Raw genomic sequence first — 22885 nt, forward strand, 5'->3', positions numbered from 1 at the left:
TAGCAAAAAAACAAGCAAAATCCTTCTTTTAAATCAGTTTTATTGAAATGGCAAAAAAGGCAATTAATCCTACTAAATCGTTAAAAATTCCGAAGATTATTATAATTTCTGCGAAAATTTGTGCTTTTATATCAACAAAATTAGTAACAAAGTTTGCGGCAAAGATTTTTACAAGTCCAATAAAGCACAAAGTTCCAAAACGCGAGTTGGAAATGAATTCAAAAAGTCAGCAAAAGTTAGTTTATGTTCCTGCTATTGACAAAAGTGTAGTCACTTATATATATGGTAAAAGCCAACGAAAAGTATTACTGGTTCACGGCTGGTCTGGAAGGGGAACTCAACTTTTTAAGATTGCCGATGAACTACTAGCAAATGGCTATTCTACAGTTAGTTTTGATGCGCCTGCTCACGGAAAATCAAAAGGAAAGACCACAATAATGTCTGAATTTATAGCTTCTATATTAGAAATAGAAAAACAATTTGGTCCTTTTGAAATTGCAATAGGGCATTCTTTAGGCGGAATGTCTGTCCTTAACTCTATCAAAGACGGACTTAAAGTAGAAAAAGCAGTAATAATAGGAAGTGGTGATATAGTTCAGGATATTTTAGATGAATTTATATTTAAATTAGGATTGAAGAAAGAAATTAGCATACATCTAAGAGATTATTTTGAAAGTATGTACCAAGTTAAAATGGATGATTTTTCAGCTTATAAAGCTGCTCAGAAAGTAGAAATCCCCGTTTTGGTTATGCATGATAAAGACGATCCTGAAGTTTCAGTTAAAGCAGGAATACATATTCATGAAAACCTTAAAAATGGTACTTTGTTTTTGACTGAAGGACTTGGGCACCGAAAAATCTTAGGAAATCAGAATGTTATTAAAAAGATTCTAGATTTTATTAAAAATGCTTAAATTTATTCATATAAAAAACTAATTATCAATATCTTAAATTTTAGTAAAATGAATCTATTTAGTGAAGATGAAGATTGGGAAGCTAAATTGAAGCCTATTTTAAAAAAATACAAAGGCAAGAAGCATCCGCTTGAATATCAAAATACTTATCAATTATTAGTGATGGTTATTCTCTCTGCACAAGATTCTGATGCCAATATAAATACAATAGCCCCAAAATTATTCGAAAAATATCCAACATTAAAAAGTATATCGCAAACAGATATAGAAACTTTTACATCACACATTACTAAAGTTCGAAATTATACCACAAAAGCACAATGGATTCTAGATATAGCAAAAACTATTAAAGAAGATGCAAATATTCCTTTAACAATGTCAGGTTTGACAGCGCTAAAAGGCGTTGGAAGAAAATCTGCGAATGTTATACTAAGAGAAACAAATAAACCCGCAGAAGGAATTATTGCTGACTTACATGTTATTCGTGTTGCGCCGAGAATCGGAATTATAAAAGAAAGTAAAGATGGAAATAAGGTAGAAAAAGATTTAATGCAAATTCTTCCTAAGAATATTTGGTCGGAAATAGGAATGGCAATTTCTTTTTTAGGAAGAGAAACCTGCAGACCAAAACCAAAATGTCTTGAATGTCTTTTAGCAGATATTTGTCTTTATTACAATACAGAAGTAATCTAACTACTTCCTTCTAGTATCAATTAAATAAATAATCTTCCAAGAGTCTTTTTCTTTAAATAATGTAAAAGCATTCACCCCTGTATGACTTAATTTATCATTGATATAAAATTCATATGGAGTCCAAACATGTGCCATACTTCCATCAATCTGAATATTATAGCTTAAAATCTTCTCCTGAAATTTCATGCTTACAGGAATTGAAGCAATAGATTTATAAAATTCTTTTACACTTTCATTAGACAATTTATTCCCTTTTACAGTGCTTTCGCTAATGGATTGCAAAATCATTTTATCTGCACAAACTAATTTAATCTTTGTTGAGTCTCGTTGATGAAATCCTTCAAAAAAAGATTCAATGCATTTTTGAACTTCTTGTTTTTGAGCATTGCATGATAACCCAAAAAGAAGAAAAAAGATACTAATATAAGTTTTCATAACGATGAAAAGTTTTTAAACACCAAATTGAGAAAAATGATGGTCCAAATGTTTTGCAAACATATTATTCCATTCTTTAGAAGACAATACACCAAAAGAAAGCGATTCTTTACCATCAAATTCTTTTTCTCCTAATTCTTGTGTTTTTTGAATATAAGAAATCAATCTGTTTTTCTCCAATTCAAAATCACGATCCCCTTTAATAATAAATTGCGGAGCCGTACTAAGATTTCTTGGATAAGGAGATTCGCTTACTACTTTATTCTTAGCCAATAGTTTTAAAAGAAGTTTCATAACAACATTTGGTTTAGGATGAATATTATCATAAACCATTTCATACGTTACGTTGCAATGAGCTAACATTTGGTCAACAGACATCTTACCCCAAAGTGGCATAGAATCAGATTTAAGCTGATTCACTCTATTTACAAATTGATTACAATCTTCTTTCAGAAAAACATTTTGCATAGCTTACAAATATTATAATAACAAAGTAAAAATATAAAATTTAGAGGCTGATCTCAATTTAATCCAAAAAAAAAACTTCAATTAGCAAAAGCTAATTGAAGTTTTAGTACTCAGAGCGGGACTTGAACCCGCACGAACATTGCTGTTCACTGGATTTTAAGTCCAGCGTGTCTACCAATTTCACCATCCGAGCATTATGTGGTACCTCCAGGGATCGAACCAGGGACACATGGATTTTCAGTCCATTGCTCTACCATCTGAGCTAAGGTACCATTATCACTTATATTTCTATAAGTGAAGATTAGAATAAAAAACCCCGTTAATGTAAACAGGGTTTTTAAAAGAAAGGCGACGACATACTCTCCCACAATGATGCAGTACCATCTGCGCAGGCGGGCTTAACTTCTCTGTTCGGGATGGGAAGAGGTGAGCCCCGCCGCAATAACCACCTTAAGGCTATTCGCTGCAAGCAGCTTTTAATTATTAATTATCAATTGTAAATTGTTAATTATCAATTAAACAATATTTTAACATACTGAGATAAAGAAACAAATAAGCTTTATTTAAGAAAGTTCCTTCCCGAGCCATTGGCTCGGGAAAAAGGGTGTGCATAAGCTTACGGATTATTAGTACTACTCGACTGTGACATTACTGCCTTTACATCTGTAGCCTATCAACGTGGTCATCTTCCACGATCCTTAAAAGAAATCTCATCTTGTGGTGGGTTTCGCGCTTATATGCTTTCAGCGCTTATCCCTTCCCAACGTAGCTACTCTGCGGTGCCCCTGGCGGGACAACAGATACACTAGAGGTTAGTCCAATTCGGTCCTCTCGTACTAGAATCAGATCCACTCAAATTTCTAACGCCCGCAGTAGATAGAGACCGAACTGTCTCACGACGTTCTGAACCCAGCTCGCGTGCCACTTTAATGGGCGAACAGCCCAACCCTTGGGACCTTCTCCAGCCCCAGGATGTGACGAGCCGACATCGAGGTGCCAAACCCCCCCGTCGATATGAGCTCTTGGGGGAGATCAGCCTGTTATCCCCGGCGTACCTTTTATCCTTTGAGCGATGGCCCTTCCATGCGGAACCACCGGATCACTATGCTCTACTTTCGTACCTGATCGACCTGTATGTCTCTCAGTCAAGCTCCCTTATGCCATTGCACTCTACGCACGGTTACCAAGCGTACTGAGGGAACCTTTAGAAGCCTCCGTTACTCTTTTGGAGGCGACCACCCCAGTCAAACTACCCACCAAGCACTGTCCCCCACATCGCGGGGTTAGGCCTCAGATAAACAAAGGGTTGTATTTCAACAATGACTCCACAGCGCCTGGCGACGCCGCTTCAAAGTCTCCAACCTATCCTACACATCATTTATCCAAGGTCAATACTAAGCTATAGTAAAGGTGCACAGGGTCTTTTCGTCCCACTGCGGGTAAACGGCATCTTCACCGTTACTACAATTTCACCGAGCTCATGGCTGAGACAGTGTCCAGATCGTTACACCATTCGTGCAGGTCGGAACTTACCCGACAAGGAATTTCGCTACCTTAGGACCGTTATAGTTACGGCCGCCGTTTACTGGGGCTTCAATTCAATGCTTCTCCGAAGATAACATCTCCTCTTAACCTTCCAGCACCGGGCAGGTGTCAGGCCCTATACTTCATCTTACGATTTTGCAGAGCCCTGTGTTTTTGATAAACAGTCGCCTGGACCTCTTCACTGCGGCCCCGATTGCTCGGGGCGACCTTTCTCCCGAAGTTACAGGTCTATTTTGCCTAATTCCTTAGCCATGAATCTCTCGAGCACCTTAGGATTCTCTCCTCAACTACCTGTGTCGGTTTACGGTACTGGTTCTTACTGCCTGAAGTTTAGAGGTTTTTCTTGGAAGCCCTTAGGCGCACTATCTCTTTGTCCGAAGACTCCGAGTACTATCGCATTTCACCAAACTCTCCGGATTTGCCTAGAGAGCCTATAGCTAGGTGCTTTAACGAACTATTCCGTCAGTTCGCGGCGCTTTCATCACTCCGTCACCCCATCACAGCAATAAGAAGTACGGGAATATTAACCCGTTGGCCATCGACTGTCCCTTTCGGGTTCGCCTTAGGTCCAGACTAACCCACAGCTGATTAGCATAGCTGTGGAAACCTTAGTTTTTCGGTGTGCGGGTTTCTCGCCCGCATTATCGTTACTTATGCCTACATTTTCTTTTCTGACCGGTCCAGCATACCTTACGATACACCTTCAGCCCTGTCAGAATGCTCCCCTACCACTTTGTGTTGCCACAAAATCCATAGCTTCGGTAATATGCTTATGCCCGATTATTATCCATGCTCGTCCGCTCGACTAGTGAGCTGTTACGCACTCTTTAAATGAATGGCTGCTTCCAAGCCAACATCCTAGCTGTCTGGGCAGACAAACCTCGTTCTTTCAACTTAGCATATATTTGGGGACCTTAGCTGATGGTCTGGGTTCTTTCCCTCTCGGACTTGGACCTTAGCACCCAAGCCCTCACTGCTGTAAAACATTATATAGCATTCGGAGTTTGTCAGGAATTGGTAGGCGGTGAAGCCCCCGCATCCAATCAGTAGCTCTACCTCTATATAACTATTATCAGCGCTGCACCTAAATGCATTTCGGGGAGTACGAGCTATTTCCGAGTTTGATTGGCCTTTCACCCCTACCCACAGGTCATCCGAAGACTTTTCAACGTCAACCGGTTCGGTCCTCCACTGTGTGTTACCACAGCTTCAACCTGCCCATGGGTAGATCACACGGTTTCGCGTCTAACACTACTGACTAAAGCGCCCTATTCAGACTCGCTTTCGCTGCGGATCCATGGCTTAACCACTTATCCTTGCCAGCAGCGTTAACTCGTAGGCTCATTATGCAAAAGGCACGCCGTCACCCCACGAAGGGGCTCCGACCGCTTGTAAGCGCATGGTTTCAGGATCTATTTCACTCCGTTATTCACGGTTCTTTTCACCTTTCCCTCACGGTACTGGTTCACTATCGGTCTCTCAGGAGTATTTAGCCTTAGCGGATGGTCCCGCCAAATTCAGACAGGGTTTCACGTGCCCCGCCCTACTCAGGATACCGCTATCCTTTACATTCATTACTTATACGAGGCTATCACTCTCTATGGCTCTACTTTCCAGCAGATTCTAATTCTTTATGCAAGAAATGTCGCGGTCCTACAACCCCAGCAATGCCGTAACAATCCTGGTTTGGGCTAATCCGCGTTCGCTCGCCACTACTTACGGAATCACTTTTGTTTTCTTCTCCTCCGCCTACTTAGATGTTTCAGTTCAGCGGGTTTGCCCACCTATCGGTGTGCTATATCTTCAATATAGCGGGTTGCCCCATTCGGATATCTGCGGATCAATCGGTGTGTGCCCGTCCCCGCAGCTTTTCGCAGCTTATCACGTCCTTCATCGCCTCTGAGAGCCTAGGCATCCCCCATGCGCCCTTATTTTGCTTATTGCACCAATCTTGTTCCTTAAAACAAGACCGTTTTGTTTTGTTTTTATTATTGCTAATAAAAACGCTTTCTACTTTCTTATTATTTTCTTATCTCAATATGTCAATGAACTTTTTTCCTTTCGGAACTGTGGAGAATAACGGAGTCGAACCGTTGACCTCCTGCGTGCAAGGCAGGCGCTCTAGCCAGCTGAGCTAATCCCCCAAATCTAATGATGAATTGTGAATTATGAATTATGAATTAATATTCATAACGCTTCAACTCTAGAATTTCCTTCTCTTTAAGCCTTAAAAAGTAGTCCCGGGCAGACTCGAACTGCCGACCCCTACATTATCAGTGTAGTACTCTAACCAGCTGAGCTACGAGACTCTGTTTTTTTTTACTTAAAAGTTTATTTCTTTAAATTAACAGCAAGAGTAATGCAATTTCAAGATCCAGAACCTAATGTCCGGCATCTTATTTCCCAAGCGTGCCCTGAGGCTAACACTTTGGGCTCTAGAAAGGAGGTGTTCCAGCCGCACCTTCCGGTACGGCTACCTTGTTACGACTTAGCCCTAGTTACCAGTTTTACCCTAGGCAGCTCCTTGCGGTCACCGACTTCAGGCACCCCCAGCTTCCATGGCTTGACGGGCGGTGTGTACAAGGCCCGGGAACGTATTCACCGGATCATGGCTGATATCCGATTACTAGCGATTCCAGCTTCACGGAGTCGAGTTGCAGACTCCGATCCGAACTGTGACCGGCTTTATAGATTCGCTCCTGGTCACCCAGTGGCTGCTCTCTGTACCGGCCATTGTAGCACGTGTGTAGCCCAAGGCGTAAGGGCCGTGATGATTTGACGTCATCCCCACCTTCCTCACAGTTTGCACTGGCAGTCTTGTTAGAGTTCCCGACATGACTCGCTGGCAACTAACAACAGGGGTTGCGCTCGTTATAGGACTTAACCTGACACCTCACGGCACGAGCTGACGACAACCATGCAGCACCTTGTAAACTGTCTTGCGAAAGATCTGTTTCCAAATCGGTCAGTCTGCATTTAAGCCTTGGTAAGGTTCCTCGCGTATCATCGAATTAAACCACATGCTCCACCGCTTGTGCGGGCCCCCGTCAATTCCTTTGAGTTTCAAACTTGCGTTCGTACTCCCCAGGTGGGATACTTATCACTTTCGCTTAGCCACTGAACTTGCGCCCAACAGCTAGTATCCATCGTTTACGGCGTGGACTACCAGGGTATCTAATCCTGTTCGCTACCCACGCTTTCGTCCATCAGCGTCAATCCACTGGTAGCAACCTGCCTTCGCAATTGGTATTCCATGTAATCTCTAAGCATTTCACCGCTACACTACATATTCTAGTTGCTTCCCAGTAATTCAAGTCCTGCAGTATCAATGGCCGTTCCACCGTTGAGCGATGGGCTTTCACCACTGACTTACAAGACCGCCTACGGACCCTTTAAACCCAATGATTCCGGATAACGCTTGGATCCTCCGTATTACCGCGGCTGCTGGCACGGAGTTAGCCGATCCTTATTCTTACGGTACCGTCAAGCTCCTACACGTAGGAGTGTTTCTTCCCGTACAAAAGCAGTTTACAATCCATAGGACCGTCATCCTGCACGCGGCATGGCTGGTTCAGGCTTGCGCCCATTGACCAATATTCCTCACTGCTGCCTCCCGTAGGAGTCTGGTCCGTGTCTCAGTACCAGTGTGGGGGATCTCCCTCTCAGGACCCCTACCCATCGTAGCCTTGGTAAGCCGTTACCTTACCAACTAGCTAATGGGACGCATGCTCATCTTCCACCGTTGTGACTTTAATAGCCAAACCATGCGGTTTGGCTATGCTATGAGGTATTAATCCAAATTTCTCTGGGCTATCCCTCTGTGGAAGGCAGATTGCATACGCGTTACGCACCCGTGCGCCGGTCTCAAAGCCCGAAGACTTCTACCCCTCGACTTGCATGTGTTAAGCCTGCCGCTAGCGTTCATCCTGAGCCAGGATCAAACTCTTCATCGTATATTTTAATATTATATATTCGATGCCTTTACTGTCGGTTCTTTTCGAATCTCTCGATTCCATTACTCTTATTCTATTTTGTTTTGAAATCTCTTTCAAAACGGCTGTCAATTCAATATGTCTACGAACGTGTCTTTTTCTGTCTTCGCCTGTATCTCAAAGCGGGTGCAAAACTAAAACTTCTTTTTGTTTCCTGCAAGAAAAACTTAAAAAATTTTTGAAGCTTTATTTTCGCCTCATCTTTTCGTTTTTCTCACCAGTATCTCAAGGAACTTTCCGTGTTTTGCGGGGTGCAAATGTAAAAAGCTTTTTCTTTTCCCGCAAGCTTTTTCGAATCTTTTTTTTGGAAATTTCTTCCCGTTTTCAATTCGTATGCTGCGGAATGTCTAAGAGCGTTTTTCGCTGTTGCGGGTGCAAAAGTAGAACCTTTTTCCGCTTCTGCAATACTTTTGACCGGCTTTTTTAAATCTTTTTTCAAGTTATTTCTTAACGCACTGATAACGGCAGGTTTACATTTTATGATTTTTCGGATATGCGTGGGATTTTTCTTCCTTACCATGCTTTTTCGGCATTTTCTGCAGGCTGCAGCTTTCCGTTTTTAGGAAATTTTCAGCCCTTCCCCTTCTTTCTGCCGATTTTCCATTCTTTTTAAGGGGCCCGTCTGCCGAAAGCTTCTTCTGAAAGCCGATGCCCATAGCCCCGATAGGAGCAGAAATCCTTTTGGGGCCGGGCATCGGCCCAAAAAGATTGAAGCGGATAGCGGGATCAGGCTCCTAATTAATATTGAAATTCCAATCTTTTAAATTCAAAATTCCAAAACCGGATGCGATTCGCTACGCTCAGACCGGCAGACTGACACTATATATTATAGTGCATAATAAAAAACCCGACAGGTTTTAAAAACCTGTCGGGTTGCTATACTATAATATATATGTATATAAAATTACTTCTTATTTAAATCTTTTGCTTTTTGTTGCCACTTCTCCGATAGATCTTCATAATCTACGGGACTCGCTGGTTTCTGATTTACCAATCGGCCAGATTCAAATGCTCTAACCAAGATTGTTTCTATCAAGTAGTCTTCGTTTACATCGTATGGTTTATACTCCTCTTTTAAACTTATATCAAATAAATTGGCCGTTGTATTTGACACAAAGGCTTTGAATCCGCTTTTTAAAGTTTTAATCAACTCGTAGGTTGTAATTCCTGTTTGACGATGAATCAATTTCACTAAAATCTGCCCTTGCTTCCTAGAGAGTTTTTTAAGTCTTTCTTCAAATTCGTTGTTTAAATAATCTTCTACAATCTTAAAATACTTCTTTTTCTCTCGGCTGGTTTTTAAACGCGCCATTCCGTTATTCAATGCAGTTAATCGTTCTGCAGCAAGTTTAGCATAAGGATATACTTTATATACTCTGTTTTGAAGAATCTGAAATTGTTTCATTTCTTCTGGACTCATCTTTTGCCCTTTTGAAATAATTATTTCTGGCAATTGAATAGTGTCAGCGAGAATAGAATCTTTCTCTGTTAATATGTATCCCATTTGTTCGTTTTCCTTAGGAGTAACTTGGGCTTTGGAAGAAAAACAAACTAAGAGTATAAATAAAAAGGTGGTTAGTCTCATTGAATCATAATTTAAATGTAAAATTATATATTTATACACAACTCTGATACCAAATTTATATTTTAGCAAAAAAATATTTTTATGAGTACGAAATCTATCTTAAATGATACTTCAATAGCATTTTTAGAAAGCTACCTAAATAACGCTTCTCCAACAGGTTACGAAAGTGAGGGACAAAAACTTTGGATGAATTATTTAAAACCTTATGTAGACACTTTTATTACAGATACTTATGGAACGGCTGTTGGTGTAATTAATCCAGATGCTCCTTACAAAGTTGTAATTGAAGGACATGCAGATGAAATTTCATGGTATGTAAACTATATTACAGAAGACGGTTTAATATATGTAATACGAAATGGGGGTTCTGATCATCAGATTGCTCCTTCTAAAAGAGTAAACATTCATACTAAGAACGGAATTGTGAAAGGTGTTTTTGGATGGCCCGCTATTCATACCCGTTTGCGTGACAAGGAAGAGATTCCTAAATTAAGTAATATTTTTATTGATTTAGGATGTGAAACCAAAGAGCAAGTTGAAGCGCTAGGTGTTCATGTTGGATGTGTAATTACATATCCTGACGAATTTATGATTTTGAACGAGAATAAGTTTGTTTGTCGTGCAATCGATAATAGAATGGGCGGTTTCATGATTGCTGAAGTTGCTCGATTATTAAAGGAAAACAACAAAAAACTTCCGTTTGGTTTATACATTGTAAATTCTGTTCAGGAAGAAATTGGTCTGCGAGGAGCTGAAATGATTGCGCATCGCATAAAACCAAATGTAGCAATTGTGACTGATGTTACTCACGACACCACTACTCCAATGATTGATAAAAAGGTTGAAGGCGACCTTAAAATGGGTAAAGGTCCTGTTATTGGCTACTCTCCCGCTATTCAGAATAAATTGCGCGATTTGATTGTTGATACTGCTGAGGAGAAAAAAATTCCGTTTCAGAGACATGCTACTTCGCGTGCAACGGGTACAGATACTGATGCTTTTGCGTATAGCAATGGCGGTGTGCCATCTGCTTTGATTTCTCTTCCGTTACGATATATGCATACTACTGTAGAAATGGTTCATAGAGACGATGTTGAAAATGTGATTCAGCTTATTTATGAATCTTTACTGAAAATTGAGAACAACGAGACTTTTTCTTATTTTAAATAATATACTTTTAATGTAAATCCGATTTGAGCTATTAAATCGGATTTACAAATTATAAAGCCAAACATGAAAATATTACTGCTCGAAGACGATTTTACTTTATCAAAAGAAATTTCCGCATTCTTTACTTCAAAAGAATTCGAGTGTGTTCCTTATTATGATGGTTCTTTGCTTTTGAAGAAATACTTTCCGTATGAATATGATTTAATTGTTCTAGATATCAATGTTCCTGGAATAAATGGAATTGATGTTTGTAAAGGCATTCGGGAAACCGATAAAAAGACACCTATTATAATGCTAACGGCTTTTAGCGAAATTGAAGATAAATTATCGTCTTTTGATAATGGTGCCGATGACTATCTTGTGAAACCATTTCATTTTGACGAACTGTATGCAAGAGTCCAATCTTTATTAAGGAGAAAAGAAGTTCCGCAACAGACAGAAAGTAAAATCGTCATTAAAGATTTAGAAATCTTTGAAGAAGATATGAAAGTTTTTAGAGCAGGTGAAGAAATTAAACTTACTCCGAAAGAATTCAAATTAATCCTGATTTTAGCACACGCTAAAGGAAAAGTGCTTTCTAAACAGTTTATCGCAGAAAAACTTTGGGATTATCATATAGAAACCAATCAGAATACTATTGAGGTTTACATTAATTTTTTAAGAAAAAAGATTGATAAAGAACATGATGTCAAACTTCTAAGAACCAAAGTTGGTTACGGATATTATCTAAGCGATCAGGAATGACATTAAAAAATAGGATATCACTTTTAGTAAGCTTACTGTTTACCATCCTTTTTGGACTGGCATCTACAGTGATATTCATTTTATATTCCAATTATCGAAAAGAAGAGTTTCGGGATCGATTAGAAATCAAAGCTTTATCGAACATCAAGCTATTGGTTAATGTAAAACAAGTCGATAATCAGCTTTTAAAAATAATAGACCAAAATTCGATCAACAAATTGTATGATGAAAAGACTTTGGTTTTTGATTCTAATTATAAACTGATTTATAGCAGTATTGATGATGCCAAAATCAATTGGTCTGTTGATGATTTAAAATACCTTAAAAAGAATAAAACTTTCTTTAAACAGCAGGGCGATTATGAAGTTTATGGCGTTTTCTATGACACGAACGACAAAGATTTTTATGCTTTAATTTCTGCCACCGATGATTATGGCAAGAAAAAGTTACTTTTCTTGAGGTATACTTTAATTATATCATACATCTTTTTTACTTGTGTTTGCTGGCTGTTAACTTCATTTATGGTTAGAAAAGCCATGAATCCGCTTCATGCTTTTCATCAGAAAATAAAAAACATAAACGAAAATAATCTCGATACTAGAATTGAATCTAAAAGCACTAAAAATGAAATTGATTTAATTGCGGATGAATTTAATTTCATGATGGATCGTATCGAACTTTCGTATCAAAAACAAAAAGAATTTACTGCCCACGCATCGCATGAATTGAGAACACCACTATCTAGAATGACTTCTCAGATAGAAAATGCTATGGCTGAACCAGAGCTTCAACAGAAAAACAAGTCATTCCTAAATTCAATTTTGGCTGATGTCAATCATTTAAGTGAATTAATCAATTCTCTGCTTATCCTTTCCAAAATTGATAACAGAAAAGCAGATCATCATGAAGTGCAGAGAATAGATGAAATTCTATTTTCTTCGATCGAAAAAATAAACAAAGCATTCCCCGATTTTGTTATTCTTTTTGAAATGGAAGAAAGCGAAAATCTTGACACTGCCTTAGAAATAAAAGGAAACAAAAATCTTTTAGAAATAGCCTTAACCAATATTTTAAAAAATGCTTGTGTCTATTCAGACAATAAACAGGCAAAAGTAAAAATAAGCACCGATCATTATCATCTAATCGTTTCTGTATCCAATACCGGAGAAACTTTAAACGAAGAAGAACAAAAGAACCTTTTTCAGCCTTTTATGCGTGGCCACAACTCAAAAGGGACTTCTGGTTTTGGGCTTGGTTTAAGAATTGTACAGCGCATTCTTATATTGCACAAAGCAAACATAACTTACTCTATACCAAATATTAACACGAATTTATTTCAGTTATTTTTTAATTTGTAAACAATTTTAAGCTATTTTTAAGGTAGATTTTAAGCTCTCTTAAAGCCTGTTGATAGCATATTTGTACAACTTAAAGATGATACAATGAAAAAGTTATTCGCATTGCTGTTATTTGCACTTTTAAATCAAGTTGCAATAGCACAAAAATCACTTACTCTCCAAGACTGCGAAAGTCAATTTTTGAAAAAAAACCTATTTTTACTGGCATCCCAATATAACATTGATGCCGCAAAAGCGCTCACTATTCAGGCTCGTATTTGGGATAATCCAATGATAACTGCCGAATTGAATGCTTATAATCCTGAAAGGGATAAGTATTTTGATATTGGCAAAGAAGGTCAAAAATCATTTGGCATCGAACAGCTTATTTATCTTGGAGGAAAAAAACGTAACGAGGTTAAATTAGCTCAAACCAATACTCAATTGGCAGAATTACAATTTAATGATGTCTTGCGTACCTTAAAACTGCAATTGCGTAAAAGCTTCTATACAGTGTATTATAATACTAAGAATCTTGAAAACACCGACAAGCAATTGGCTCACATCGAAAATTTAATTAACTCTTATTCTGTTCAGGCTCAGAAAGGAAATATTCCTTTGAAAGATGTTGTTCGATTACAGTCGTTATATCTGAATTTTAAAAATGAGCGTCTAGAAGTTATAAATAACAATATCGAAGAACAGGCTAATTTGAAATTGCTTTTGAATGAAACTGAAAATGTAATTCCAGTTGTAAGCAAAGACGATTCGAATAAATACTTAAAAACAATCGATTTTGATCTTAAAAGCTTTGAAGAACAAGCTATTGCAAATCGCCCAGATTATTTAGCCAAGCAAAAAGAAATTGATGCGAATGAATTGAATGTAAAATGGCAAAAATCGCTTTCGGTTCCAGACCTTACTCTAGGCGCCAGTTATGATCAGCGAGGTGGGGCTTTTAATAAAGAAGCTAATGTGAATATTGGTATTCCGCTTCCTTTATGGAATAAAAATAAAGGAAATATTAAGTACGCCCAAACCATTTTGGAACAGTCTAAAATTGAAAAGCAAAATTTTGAACTGCAATTGCAAACAGAAATTACATCGGCATGGACCAAATGGGATGAATCTAGACAAAACTACAGCGTGATCAAACCAACCGTAAATTCAGATTTTGAAGCGGTTTATAATGGAATGCTTACCAATTTTCAAAAACGAAATGTAAGCCTTTTAGAATTTACCGATTTTATGGAAAGCTACAACCAGGCGATAATTCAGTTAAACGAATTAAAGAAAAAAGTAGTAATCGCAGGCGAAGAATTAAATAGTACCATCAACAAAGATTTATTTTAAAAAATTACAGAAATGAAACATATATTATTCATCGGAATCGCCCTAGCAGGTTTATCTCTTACGAGCTGCAAAAAAGAAGTTGAAAATCCTGAGACAAATACCTCTTTTGTTTTGAGTGATACTATGCTTAAAAGCACTACAACAGCAGAAGCTACAACTCAATCGTTAAAAAACGAACTTAGCTTTTACGGAAAAATCACGGCTGACAACAATAAAATGATTGATGTTTATCCGTTGGTTGGTGGAAATGTAATGAAAGTAAATGTCGAACTTGGTGATTATGTTAAGAAAGGACAAGTTCTTGCTACTATAAAAAGTACCGATGTTGCCGATTTTGAAAAACAATCTATCGATGCAAAAAGCGATTTGCTTGTGGCTAAAAATAATCTAAAAGTCGCGCAAGAATTGTTTGATGGCAAACTGAATTCTGAAAGCGACGTGCTTCAGGCAAAATCTGAAGTGAATAAAGCGCAGTCTCAATTAAGCAAAATTCAGGAAACCTATAAAATCTATAATATTAAAGCGGGTTCTATTTACGAAGTAACAGCTCCTATAAGCGGTTTTATTATTCAGAAAAGTATCAATCAGGATATGCTTTTACGAAATGACCGCTCTGAAAACATATTTGACATTGCAGAAATCAGCGAAGTTTGGGCAATGGCTAATATTAATGAAATTGATATCAATAAAGTAAAATTGGGAACGAGTGCTACAGTAACCACTTTAAGCTATCCAGACAAAGCGTTTTACGGAAAAGTAGATAAAATCTACAATGTAATTGATCCAGAAACGAAAGCAATGCAGGCTAGAATTAAGCTAAACAATCCAGATTATATGCTTAAGCCAGATATGAACGCCAATATAAAACTGTCTTTTAATGAAAACCAGTCTATGATAGCCGTACCAAGTAAAGCTATTGTTTTTGATAAAAGCAAAAACTTTGTCGTGGTATTTAAAGACCGAAATAACATTGAAACCAGACAAGTCGAAGTTTACAGAGTAGTCGGCGACACTACTTACCTTTCAAGCGGTTTAAAAGAAAATGAAAAAGTAATCACCAACAATCAGCTATTTATTTATGGTGCTTTAAATAATTAAGACATGAACAAATTCATAAAAAATATTATTGCTTTTTCTCTAAAGAATAAAGCATTTACCTTCTTTTGGGTTGGATTATTGGCTGTTGCTGGATTCATTTCTTTCAAAAATATGCCTATTGATGCTTTTCCAGACGTTACCAATACGCAGATCATTATTATTACACAATGGAACGGAAAAAGTGCTGAAGAAGTAGAACGTTTTGTTACCTCTCCAATTGAGATTGCTATGAACTCGGTACAGAAAAAAACAAGTGTGCGAAGCATTACTATGTTTGGTCTGTCTGTAATTAAAATTATTTTTGATGATGGTGTAGACGATACTTTTGCACGTTTTCAGGTAAATAATTTGCTGAAAAACGTTTCTCTTCCTGATGATGTTGAACCAGACGTACAGCCACCATACGGTCCAACGGGCGAAATTTTCAGATATATTGTAAAAAGTGACAGCAGAGACAGTAGAGAATTATTGACTTACCAAAATTGGGTCATCGATAAACAATTGCGTTCTCTTCCTGGTGTTGCCGATTTAAACGTTTTTGGAGGTCAAACTAAAACTTATGAAGTTGGGGTTGATCCAATCAAATTGGCTAAATACAACATTACACCTTTGCAAGTTTATAATGCTGTAAATGCTGGCAACTTAAACGTTGGTGGTGACGTTATTGAGAAAAACGGACAAGCATTTGTTGTTCGTGGTGTCGGTTTATTAAAGTCGAAAGAAGATATTGGAAATATTATTGTTGATGATGCTGGAGGAAATCCAATTTTGGTTAAAAATTTAGCTGATGTTTACGAAAGCTCGATGCCTAGAGTAGGTCAAACAGGTATTGGAAATAATGACGACGCCGTTGAAGGAATTGTGGTAATGCGTAAAGGTGAAAACCCGCAGGAAACACTTGCTTTAATAAAAGCCAAAATCAAAGATCTTAATGATAATGTTTTACCAAAAGACATTAAAATTGAAACATTTTACGATCGTGATAATTTGATGAATTTCACGACCGAAACCGTAATGCACAATTTATTTGAAGGTATTATTCTGGTTACTGTTGTCGTGTTCCTTTTTATGGCCGACTGGAGAACTACTTTTACCGTTTCAATTGTCATTCCGCTGTCCTTATTATTTGCGTTCTTATGTCTTAAAATGATGGGAATGAGCGCCAACTTATTAAGTTTAGGTGCGGTCGATTTTGGAATTATTATAGATGGAGCCGTTGTAATGGTCGAAGGTCTGTTTGTGGTTTTAGATCATCGAGCGCATCAGCTGGGAATGGAGAAGTTTAATAAAATTGCAAAAGGAAGTCTTATCAAGAAGACAGGAACAGAAATGGGTAAAGCTATTTTCTTCTCCAAACTGATTATTATTACAGCTTTGCTTCCAATTTTCTCTTTCCAGAAAGTAGAAGGAAAAATGTTCTCTCCCCTAGCCTTTACATTAGGTTTTGCATTATTGGGAGCACTTATTTTCACTTTGACTTTGGTTCCAGTTCTTTCTCATATTTTATTAAATAAAAATGTAAAAGAAAAACACAATCCGTTTGTGAATTTTTGGGATCGAATTGTCAGCAAAGGTTTTCAATGGACATTTAAACATAAAGTACAAACCTTAATTGCGTCTTTAGGATTATTAGCCGCTGTTTTCTTCTCGGCAGGTTTCTTAGGAACAGAGTTTTTACCGCAATTAAACGAAGGAGCTTTATGGGTAACGGCAGAATTACCAATGAGTACTTCGCTTCCTGAAAGTGTGAAAACAGCATCAATGATTAGAAAAGACTTGGAAAGTTTTCCTGAAGTCAAAAAAGTTTTATCTCAAACCGGGCGAAGCAACGATGGAACCGACCCGAATGGTTTTGGTTTTATTCAGCTTCAAGTTGACTTGCTGCCAAAAGCAGAATGGAAACGTAAAATTTCTATGGATGATCTGATTAATGAAATGGACAATAAACTCAAAGTGCATCAGGGAATCACGTATAATTATTCTCAGCCAGTAATTGATAACGTAGCCGAATCAGTAGCTGGATTTAAAGCTTCAAATGCTGTGAAAATTTATGGAGACGATTTGAATAAATTAGATCAGCTTGCCAATGAAGTTTTGGCTCAAATTAAAAATATTCCAGGTATAAAAGATGCTGGTATTTTGAGAAATGTTGGCCAGCCAGAAATAAGCGTAATTCTAGATCGTGAAAAAATGGCTGCTTATGGAGTAACTTTAAGCGATGCACAAGCAGTTTTAGAATTAGCTTTTGGAGGAAAAACAGCAACTGAAAAGTATGAAGATGAGAAGAAATTTGATGTTCGTGTTCGTTTTTCTAAAGAATACCGAAAAGATGAAAAAGATTTGGAAGAAATTAAAGTTCCAACCATCAGCGGAATCAAAATTCCTCTAAAAGAAATCTGCGATATTAAAACTATTACGGGTCCAGCTTTTATATATAGAGATAATACCAAACGTTTTATTGGAGTAAAATTCTCAGTGCGTGATCGAGATTTAGGAAGTACAATTGCCGAAGCACAGCAAAAAGTAAATCAGTTAAAACTTCCTGCTGGTTATACGACAGGATGGACAGGTGAATTTGAAAATCAGGTTCGTGCAAGTGCACGTCTGGCGCAAGTTGTGCCAATAAGTTTAATTGGAATTTTTGTGCTGTTGTTTATTTTATTTGGAAACTTTAAAGATTCTCTTCTTGTTTTAGCCAATGTTCCTTTTGCCATTATTGGTGGTATTATTGCGCTGCATATTACAGGAATGAATTTCGGAATTTCTGCCGGAGTTGGATTTATAGCGCTTCTCGGAATTTGTATTCAAAACGGAGTAATTTTAATTTCCGAATTCCATCACAATCTGAAAGCTAAATTCTCTCTCGAAGAATCTATTTTTATGGGAGTAAAAGCCAGAACAAGAGCAGTAGTTATGACGGCATTAATGGCTTCAATCGGATTGATGCCTGCAGCGATTTCTACAGGAATTGGTTCAGAATCACAGAAACCGCTTGCTATTGTAATTATCGGCGGACTTATGACGGCAACTGTTTTAACGCTATTAGTATTTCCAATTTTATTCTGGATATTCAACAGAAAAAAACATGTGCCAATAGAATAAGCAATTAAAATATTTAGTTTTAAATCAATTTGTTGGGATTTAAAAAAAGAAGAAGCATCATTTTCGCAATGATGCTTCTTTGTTTTAATCAAGTTCAGTATAAAGCAAAAAAAAGACCTTTTGCTCAGAAAGGTCTTTTTACTAACTCAAAACTTTTAAACTGTTATTTCAAATCTTTCAAAATCGCAATTGATTCTGAAGCATTTGATGCTTCCGCATATTTTAATGCTGTATAACCTTTTTCATTTTTAACATTAGGATTTGCTCCATTAGCCAATAAAACTTTTATAATTTCATGTTTATTGTAAAGTGCGGCCGTCATCAAAGGAGTAAAATCTTCAGATAACTGGTTTACATCTGAACCGTATTCAATAAATTTTTTAACGGTTTCAAGATCTCCTTTACTAATAGCAACATTTAAAGGAGTTCCCACATAACTTTTAAGTTCAACTGGATTTTTAACAGCTGAAATTTCGTTTGAAGCCATTGCTACATTTCCAAATGATACTAAGGCTAGTCCTAAATAAATAACTGATTTTTTCATAATGATTGATGTTTATTAAATGATTGATGATGATTTTAATTTGATGATGTAAAAGTAAATCATTTTATCGTATTATGCATTACAAAGTACCATGTTTTAACCAATTCTTAACAGTTACTTAATAAAACGATAATCAAAAGACCCTAACGTTATCAAATTATTGATTTTACTATAATAGACTACATAAAAGTAAAAATGTTACAACAAATCTTATTTTTTTTACTCTTTTTAAAATCAATGTTCCTCCAACACATGAAATATTTTTTTTAAATTTACTATATCATTAGAAATCAAAACAATAACATTCTAGTTCTAAAGTCTTATAATTCCAGACTTAACAAATAAAATCAACAAAAAAATAATAACCTCAAAACCACGAGTCATGATTTTTATTAAAAGAATTTTAGTTATTTTAATTTTACTTATTTCGATTGTTTTAATTGTTGCTTATTTTATGCCGAAGGAATATTCGGTTGAAAGAGAAATTACAATCAATAAACCTGCTGATAGCATTTTTAAGTATGTTCGATCACTTAAAAACCAAAATGAGTTTAGTGTTTGGGCCAATATGGATCCAAAAATGAAAGTTCATTATAGAGGAATTGATGGCATGGTAGGGTCTGTTTCTTCTTGGGAAAGCAATGTCAAAGAAGTTGGTGTTGGTGAGCAAGAAATTACAAAAATAACAGAAAACAGACGTTTGGATTTTGCACTTCGATTTAAGAAACCAATGGAAGATACTGCGGTTGGATTTATGTCTACAGAGCCTACTTCTGGCAATCAGACAAAAGTCAAATGGGGAATTAATGGTGTAATTCCATACCCAACGAATATTATGCTCCCAATGTTAAGAATGGATCAGATGATTGGAAATGATTTACAAAAAGGTCTTGAGAATTTAAAAGATAAAATGGAAGAGAATTAAATTCTAGCTTTAAAAATAAAAAGCATCATTCTTTTAATGATGCTTTTCTTTTTCATAAAAAGGGTTTCATCTCAATCTTTCCAGAATAGCAATGGATTCAGATGCTTTTGCATAATTGGCATAATCTAATGCTTTATACCCTTGTTCATTTACAATTGACGATTCAGCACCATTTGCCAGCAAAATTTTAATGATTTCAACATGATTATATCGAGCCGCCAACATTAAGGGAGTCATCTTTCTTGCCATTTTATTGACATCTGCCCCATATTCAATACATTTTTTCACTCTTTCAAGATCTCCACTACATATAGCTCTATGCAGAGGTGATGCGGAATAATCTGGATTTTCAATTTGATTTTTAATTGCCAACTCTTGATTAGAAACAGTGGCAAAACTTGTAAATACGACAAAAGCCGTCCCTAGAATAATTACTGTCTTTTTCATAATTGATTGTTTATTAAATGATTGATGATGATGTATTTATACTATAGACGACTAACAAATGAATTTGGTTGCAGATTTTTGAAAAAAAAGAATAAAAAAAAACATCACCCTTTAAAAAGATGATGCTTTTCATTTTTTTTGCTCTTAAATTTTATCTAAGACCTTTTAAAATAGCGGCAGATTCTGTTGCTTTTGCATATCTAGCATAATCTAATGCTCTAAGTCCGTGTGCATTTTCAATTGAAGGTTTAGCTCCATTTGCCAATAAAAGTTTTACGATTTCGACATTGTTAAAACGAGCTGCAAGCATTAAAGGAGTCATATTACGAACAATTTTATTTACATCTGCACCATATTCAATGCTTTTCTTTACGGTTTCTACATCTCCATTACAAACCGCTAAATGTAAAGGTGATTCTAAATCAAACGGAATTTCAATTTGATTTTTACTTTCTAACTTCAAATTAGAAGCCGTTGCATAATTTGCAAATACGGCCAAAGCCGTTCCGAAAACGATTACTGTTTTTTTCATGATTGATTGCTTGTTTAATGATTAATGATTGTGATGATTACTTGTTAGACGCTCATTATGCATAAAACGTTGCATTAAAAATGAAAAAAAGGTAAATTTTCTTAAAAAAAGACAAAGAAGTGCAATCAGATAGGCTCAATTGCACTTTACTTATAATTAAATTGGGATAAATTCAGATTGAATTTCATATCGAAAACCTATTTAAATGAAAAAAGCCTTGCTGAATTGGTTACAGCAAGGCTTTTTTTATATTTCGTTTTTAGCTTAAATCGAAATTATTATTTTGAAGAAAGATAATTTAAAACATTTTTCTCGATACGCTGATCAATATTGGCAATATCAGCTTTTACAAATTTCTCTCCCAAAATATTCTCGTATAATTCAATATATCTTTCAGAAACTGACTCAATATATTCATCTGTCATATTTGGAATCTGCTGTCCTTCTTTTCCTTGGAAACCATTTTCGATTAACCAACGACGAACAAATTCTTTAGATAATTGTTTTTGTTCCTCACCTTTTTCTTGTCTTTCAGCATAACCGTCAGCATAGAAATAACGAGAAGAATCTGGAGTGTGAATTTCGTCTATTAGAACAATAACTCCATCTTTTGTTTTTCCGAACTCATATTTTGTGTCTACTAAAATCAATCCGCGTTTTGCTGCAATTTCAGTTCCTCTTTGAAACAAAGCTCTAGTATATTTTTCTAAGACCAAATAATCTTCTTCAGAAACAATTCCTTTTGCCAAAATATCTTCACGAGAAATATCTTCGTCATGAGAACCATTATCTGCCTTTGTAGTTGGCGTAATAATTGGCTCAGGAAATTTATCGTTTTCTTTTAAGCCTTCAGCCATAGTTACACCACAGATTTGTTTTCTTCCAGCTGCATATTCACGAGCTGCGTGGCCAGACAAATAACCGCGAATAACCATTTCTACTTTAAAAGGGTCACATAAATGTCCAACAGCAACGTTTGGATCTGGAGTAGCAATCAGCCAGTTTGGAACGATATCTTGCGTCAATTCCATAAATTTTGTTGCAATCTGATTTAAGATTTGTCCTTTGTACGGAATTCCTTTTGGCAAAACTACATCAAAAGCCGAAAGTCTATCGGTAGCTACCATTACTAAAAGTTCGTCGTTAATATTGTAAACTTCTCTAACTTTTCCGCGGTAAACTGATTTCTGGTTCGGGAAATTAAAATTTGTAGTTGTGATTGTATTGCTCATTATCTAGTTGTGTTGTTTTTTTATGAAGGCAAATTTAAAACTATTTGGCAGAGCAAACAAAGAAAATATTACTTCAATTTTAACGAATTATTTAAAACTCAAAATTCCTTTACCAAAAGATTTTATTGATGCGTCAAGACTTCCAAGTGTCGTATCTGATAGTTTTTTAAAATCGGTCGATTTGACGATTAAAATTTGTCCCTGATCTTTAGCTGGCGCATTTGGAATAAAAATTACAGCTGAACCATTTTCATCTTCTTCAATTAAATGTGCGGGTTGCCAAAAATCTCCGTTTTTAAACAAAATAGGCAAATCTGTAACGGGTTTGGGCTCATGATTTCTTTTCAAAAGCTTTTCTTCTGCCTCTTTTTTATTTTTCTCATAACCTGGCAAAAAGATCATCAGCTTCTCGTCTACCCAATTGGTAAATCTTTTTAAAATAGATAAACGCATCAAAAAGCCGCTTAAATAAATTAAAACCACCAAAATCATTCCGCCCACAATATCGGTAGCGTATTTTCCCAATATCAAATCTAATCGCAGGAAGTGTGCAAATTTTTCTCCATAATTCTGAAAAAACTTCCAGACTTTTCCCAATAGAATAAAAAAAACTAAAAGCGGTAATAAAACTAATGCCCCCGAAATCAAGTTTCGTTCAGCTTGAAGTAGAAATTTTTTCATGGTTAAATAATTAAGGTTAAAAAATAAGAGCTAACTCTCTGTGAATTAGCTCTTATAAAAATAACTATTATTTAGTATTCAGCAACAA

General features: G+C 36.4%; 18 protein-coding genes, 4 tRNA genes and 3 rRNA genes. 9 read left to right on the plus strand and 16 right to left on the minus strand.

All coding sequences use genetic code 11. The features are described 5' to 3' along the window. The first annotated feature begins 47 nt into the window (after positions 1-47). Both PQ463_RS06430 and PQ463_RS06435 read left to right on the plus strand, forming a co-directional pair. Entirely contained in the window at positions 48-914 is an 867-nt protein-coding gene (locus PQ463_RS06430; RefSeq protein ID WP_274256857.1) for an alpha/beta hydrolase, read from the plus strand. A 48-nt stretch (positions 915-962) separates the two neighbouring features. Then, positions 963-1607 carry an endonuclease III domain-containing protein gene (locus PQ463_RS06435; protein WP_274256858.1) on the plus strand — a complete coding sequence of 215 codons (645 nt, stop codon included), beginning with the start codon at positions 963-965 and terminating at the stop codon, positions 1605-1607. On the opposite strand, the gene PQ463_RS06440 is transcribed toward PQ463_RS06435, so the two are convergent. The 11 genes from PQ463_RS06440 to PQ463_RS06490 all read right to left on the minus strand — a co-directional run bounded on the left by PQ463_RS06440 (position 1608) and on the right by PQ463_RS06490 (position 9632). After that, the gene (locus tag PQ463_RS06440; protein ID WP_274256859.1) at positions 1608-2042 is read right to left on the minus strand and encodes a nuclear transport factor 2 family protein; all 435 of its coding nucleotides are present in this window, start codon (positions 2040-2042) and stop codon (positions 1608-1610) included. 15 nt (positions 2043-2057) lie between these two features. Continuing rightward, complete coding sequence (locus tag PQ463_RS06445) at positions 2058-2510, minus strand: DUF1569 domain-containing protein (RefSeq protein WP_274256860.1); 453 nt, start codon at positions 2508-2510, stop codon at positions 2058-2060. Between the two features lie 107 nt (positions 2511-2617). Further along, positions 2618-2703 (minus strand) — tRNA-Leu (locus PQ463_RS06450). A 6-nt stretch (positions 2704-2709) separates the two neighbouring features. Beyond that, positions 2710-2782 (minus strand) — tRNA-Phe (locus tag PQ463_RS06455). A 71-nt stretch (positions 2783-2853) separates the two neighbouring features. Then, positions 2854-2963 (minus strand): 5S ribosomal RNA (gene rrf / locus PQ463_RS06460). 153 nt (positions 2964-3116) lie between these two features. Beyond that, a 23S ribosomal RNA gene (locus tag PQ463_RS06465) occupies positions 3117-5999 on the minus strand. A 126-nt stretch (positions 6000-6125) separates the two neighbouring features. Then, positions 6126-6199: transfer RNA gene (locus PQ463_RS06470), tRNA-Ala, on the minus strand. Positions 6200-6290: 91 nt separating this feature from the next. Next, positions 6291-6364: transfer RNA gene (locus PQ463_RS06475), tRNA-Ile, on the minus strand. A gap of 130 nt (positions 6365-6494) precedes the next feature. Then, positions 6495-8008, minus strand: a 16S ribosomal RNA gene (locus PQ463_RS06480). The 16S, 23S and 5S rRNA genes sit together here with 4 tRNA genes alongside, the layout of an rRNA operon. 253 nt (positions 8009-8261) lie before the next feature. Continuing rightward, positions 8262-8567, minus strand: a complete 306-nt coding sequence (locus PQ463_RS06485; RefSeq protein ID WP_274256861.1) for a hypothetical protein — start codon at positions 8565-8567, stop codon at positions 8262-8264. Positions 8568-8951: 384 nt separating this feature from the next. Next, entirely contained in the window at positions 8952-9632 is a 681-nt protein-coding gene (locus PQ463_RS06490; protein ID WP_111375789.1) for a DUF4294 domain-containing protein, read from the minus strand. Positions 9633-9713: 81 nt separating this feature from the next. Here PQ463_RS06490 and PQ463_RS06495 point away from each other — a divergent pair, with 81 nt between their 5' ends. The 6 genes from PQ463_RS06495 (at position 9714) to PQ463_RS06520 (ending at position 18436) form a co-directional block, all read left to right on the plus strand. Then, on the plus strand, positions 9714-10802 hold the full coding sequence (locus PQ463_RS06495) for a M42 family metallopeptidase (RefSeq protein WP_274256862.1): 1089 nt from the start codon (positions 9714-9716) through the stop codon (positions 10800-10802). 63 nt (positions 10803-10865) lie between these two features. Then, positions 10866-11546 carry a response regulator transcription factor gene (locus tag PQ463_RS06500; protein ID WP_274256863.1) on the plus strand — a complete coding sequence of 227 codons (681 nt, stop codon included), beginning with the start codon at positions 10866-10868 and terminating at the stop codon, positions 11544-11546. Further along, positions 11543-12904 carry a sensor histidine kinase gene (locus PQ463_RS06505; protein WP_274256864.1) on the plus strand — a complete coding sequence of 454 codons (1362 nt, stop codon included), beginning with the start codon at positions 11543-11545 and terminating at the stop codon, positions 12902-12904. Before PQ463_RS06500 ends, PQ463_RS06505 begins: the two co-directional genes overlap by 4 nt. Positions 12905-12988: 84 nt before the next feature. Next, on the plus strand, positions 12989-14236 hold the full coding sequence (locus tag PQ463_RS06510) for a TolC family protein (RefSeq protein ID WP_274256865.1): 1248 nt from the start codon (positions 12989-12991) through the stop codon (positions 14234-14236). 12 nt (positions 14237-14248) lie between these two features. Then, positions 14249-15334: an efflux RND transporter periplasmic adaptor subunit gene (locus PQ463_RS06515; RefSeq protein ID WP_274256866.1), complete on the plus strand. Its 1086-nt coding sequence runs from the start codon at positions 14249-14251 to the stop codon at positions 15332-15334. Between the two features lie 3 nt (positions 15335-15337). Beyond that, the gene (locus tag PQ463_RS06520; protein ID WP_274256867.1) at positions 15338-18436 is read left to right on the plus strand and encodes an efflux RND transporter permease subunit; all 3099 of its coding nucleotides are present in this window, start codon (positions 15338-15340) and stop codon (positions 18434-18436) included. A gap of 163 nt (positions 18437-18599) precedes the next feature. Here the strand turns inward: PQ463_RS06520 and PQ463_RS06525 are convergent, their stop codons facing one another. Next, on the minus strand, positions 18600-18980 hold the full coding sequence (locus tag PQ463_RS06525) for an ankyrin repeat domain-containing protein (RefSeq protein ID WP_274256868.1): 381 nt from the start codon (positions 18978-18980) through the stop codon (positions 18600-18602). Between the two features lie 382 nt (positions 18981-19362). On the opposite strand from PQ463_RS06525, the gene PQ463_RS06530 reads away from it, so the two are divergent. Next, positions 19363-19905 (plus strand): SRPBCC family protein, encoded by a 543-nt coding sequence (locus PQ463_RS06530; protein WP_274256869.1) that lies wholly within the window; start codon positions 19363-19365, stop codon positions 19903-19905. A gap of 66 nt (positions 19906-19971) precedes the next feature. Here the strand turns inward: PQ463_RS06530 and PQ463_RS06535 are convergent, their stop codons facing one another. From PQ463_RS06535 to PQ463_RS06550, 4 genes are all read right to left on the minus strand, one after another. After that, a complete protein-coding gene (locus PQ463_RS06535) occupies positions 19972-20352 on the minus strand; it encodes an ankyrin repeat domain-containing protein (RefSeq protein ID WP_274256870.1) in 381 nt (126 codons plus the stop codon). 151 nt (positions 20353-20503) lie between these two features. Further along, the gene (locus tag PQ463_RS06540; RefSeq protein ID WP_274256871.1) at positions 20504-20884 is read right to left on the minus strand and encodes an ankyrin repeat domain-containing protein; all 381 of its coding nucleotides are present in this window, start codon (positions 20882-20884) and stop codon (positions 20504-20506) included. Positions 20885-21162: 278 nt separating this feature from the next. Continuing rightward, a complete protein-coding gene (locus PQ463_RS06545; protein WP_274256872.1) occupies positions 21163-22116 on the minus strand; it encodes a phosphoribosylaminoimidazolesuccinocarboxamide synthase in 954 nt (317 codons plus the stop codon). Between the two features lie 87 nt (positions 22117-22203). Next, positions 22204-22797 (minus strand): hypothetical protein, encoded by a 594-nt coding sequence (locus PQ463_RS06550; protein ID WP_111375800.1) that lies wholly within the window; start codon positions 22795-22797, stop codon positions 22204-22206. Positions 22798-22885: the final 88 nt, after the last annotated feature.

It is taken from the genome of Flavobacterium sp. KACC 22763, from assembly GCF_028736155.1.
Taxonomy (GTDB): domain Bacteria; phylum Bacteroidota; class Bacteroidia; order Flavobacteriales; family Flavobacteriaceae; genus Flavobacterium.

What these genes read in the sequence shown, in the direction of transcription:
- PQ463_RS06430 (WP_274256857.1), top strand. Translation starts at nt 48, where the DNA reads ATGGCAAAAAAGGCAATTAATCCTACTAAATCGTTAAAAATTCCGAAG.
- PQ463_RS06435 (WP_274256858.1), top strand. Translation starts at nt 963, where the DNA reads ATGAATCTATTTAGTGAAGATGAAGATTGGGAAGCTAAATTGAAGCCT.
- PQ463_RS06440 (WP_274256859.1), bottom strand. Translation starts at nt 2,042, where the DNA reads ATGAAAACTTATATTAGTATCTTTTTTCTTCTTTTTGGGTTATCATGC.
- PQ463_RS06445 (WP_274256860.1), bottom strand. Translation starts at nt 2,510, where the DNA reads ATGCAAAATGTTTTTCTGAAAGAAGATTGTAATCAATTTGTAAATAGA.
- PQ463_RS06485 (WP_274256861.1), bottom strand. Translation starts at nt 8,567, where the DNA reads ATGGTAAGGAAGAAAAATCCCACGCATATCCGAAAAATCATAAAATGT.
- PQ463_RS06490 (WP_111375789.1), bottom strand. Translation starts at nt 9,632, where the DNA reads ATGAGACTAACCACCTTTTTATTTATACTCTTAGTTTGTTTTTCTTCC.
- PQ463_RS06495 (WP_274256862.1), top strand. Translation starts at nt 9,714, where the DNA reads ATGAGTACGAAATCTATCTTAAATGATACTTCAATAGCATTTTTAGAA.
- PQ463_RS06500 (WP_274256863.1), top strand. Translation starts at nt 10,866, where the DNA reads ATGAAAATATTACTGCTCGAAGACGATTTTACTTTATCAAAAGAAATT.
- PQ463_RS06505 (WP_274256864.1), top strand. Translation starts at nt 11,543, where the DNA reads ATGACATTAAAAAATAGGATATCACTTTTAGTAAGCTTACTGTTTACC.
- PQ463_RS06510 (WP_274256865.1), top strand. Translation starts at nt 12,989, where the DNA reads ATGAAAAAGTTATTCGCATTGCTGTTATTTGCACTTTTAAATCAAGTT.
- PQ463_RS06515 (WP_274256866.1), top strand. Translation starts at nt 14,249, where the DNA reads ATGAAACATATATTATTCATCGGAATCGCCCTAGCAGGTTTATCTCTT.
- PQ463_RS06520 (WP_274256867.1), top strand. Translation starts at nt 15,338, where the DNA reads ATGAACAAATTCATAAAAAATATTATTGCTTTTTCTCTAAAGAATAAA.
- PQ463_RS06525 (WP_274256868.1), bottom strand. Translation starts at nt 18,980, where the DNA reads ATGAAAAAATCAGTTATTTATTTAGGACTAGCCTTAGTATCATTTGGA.
- PQ463_RS06530 (WP_274256869.1), top strand. Translation starts at nt 19,363, where the DNA reads ATGATTTTTATTAAAAGAATTTTAGTTATTTTAATTTTACTTATTTCG.
- PQ463_RS06535 (WP_274256870.1), bottom strand. Translation starts at nt 20,352, where the DNA reads ATGAAAAAGACAGTAATTATTCTAGGGACGGCTTTTGTCGTATTTACA.
- PQ463_RS06540 (WP_274256871.1), bottom strand. Translation starts at nt 20,884, where the DNA reads ATGAAAAAAACAGTAATCGTTTTCGGAACGGCTTTGGCCGTATTTGCA.
- PQ463_RS06545 (WP_274256872.1), bottom strand. Translation starts at nt 22,116, where the DNA reads ATGAGCAATACAATCACAACTACAAATTTTAATTTCCCGAACCAGAAA.
- PQ463_RS06550 (WP_111375800.1), bottom strand. Translation starts at nt 22,797, where the DNA reads ATGAAAAAATTTCTACTTCAAGCTGAACGAAACTTGATTTCGGGGGCA.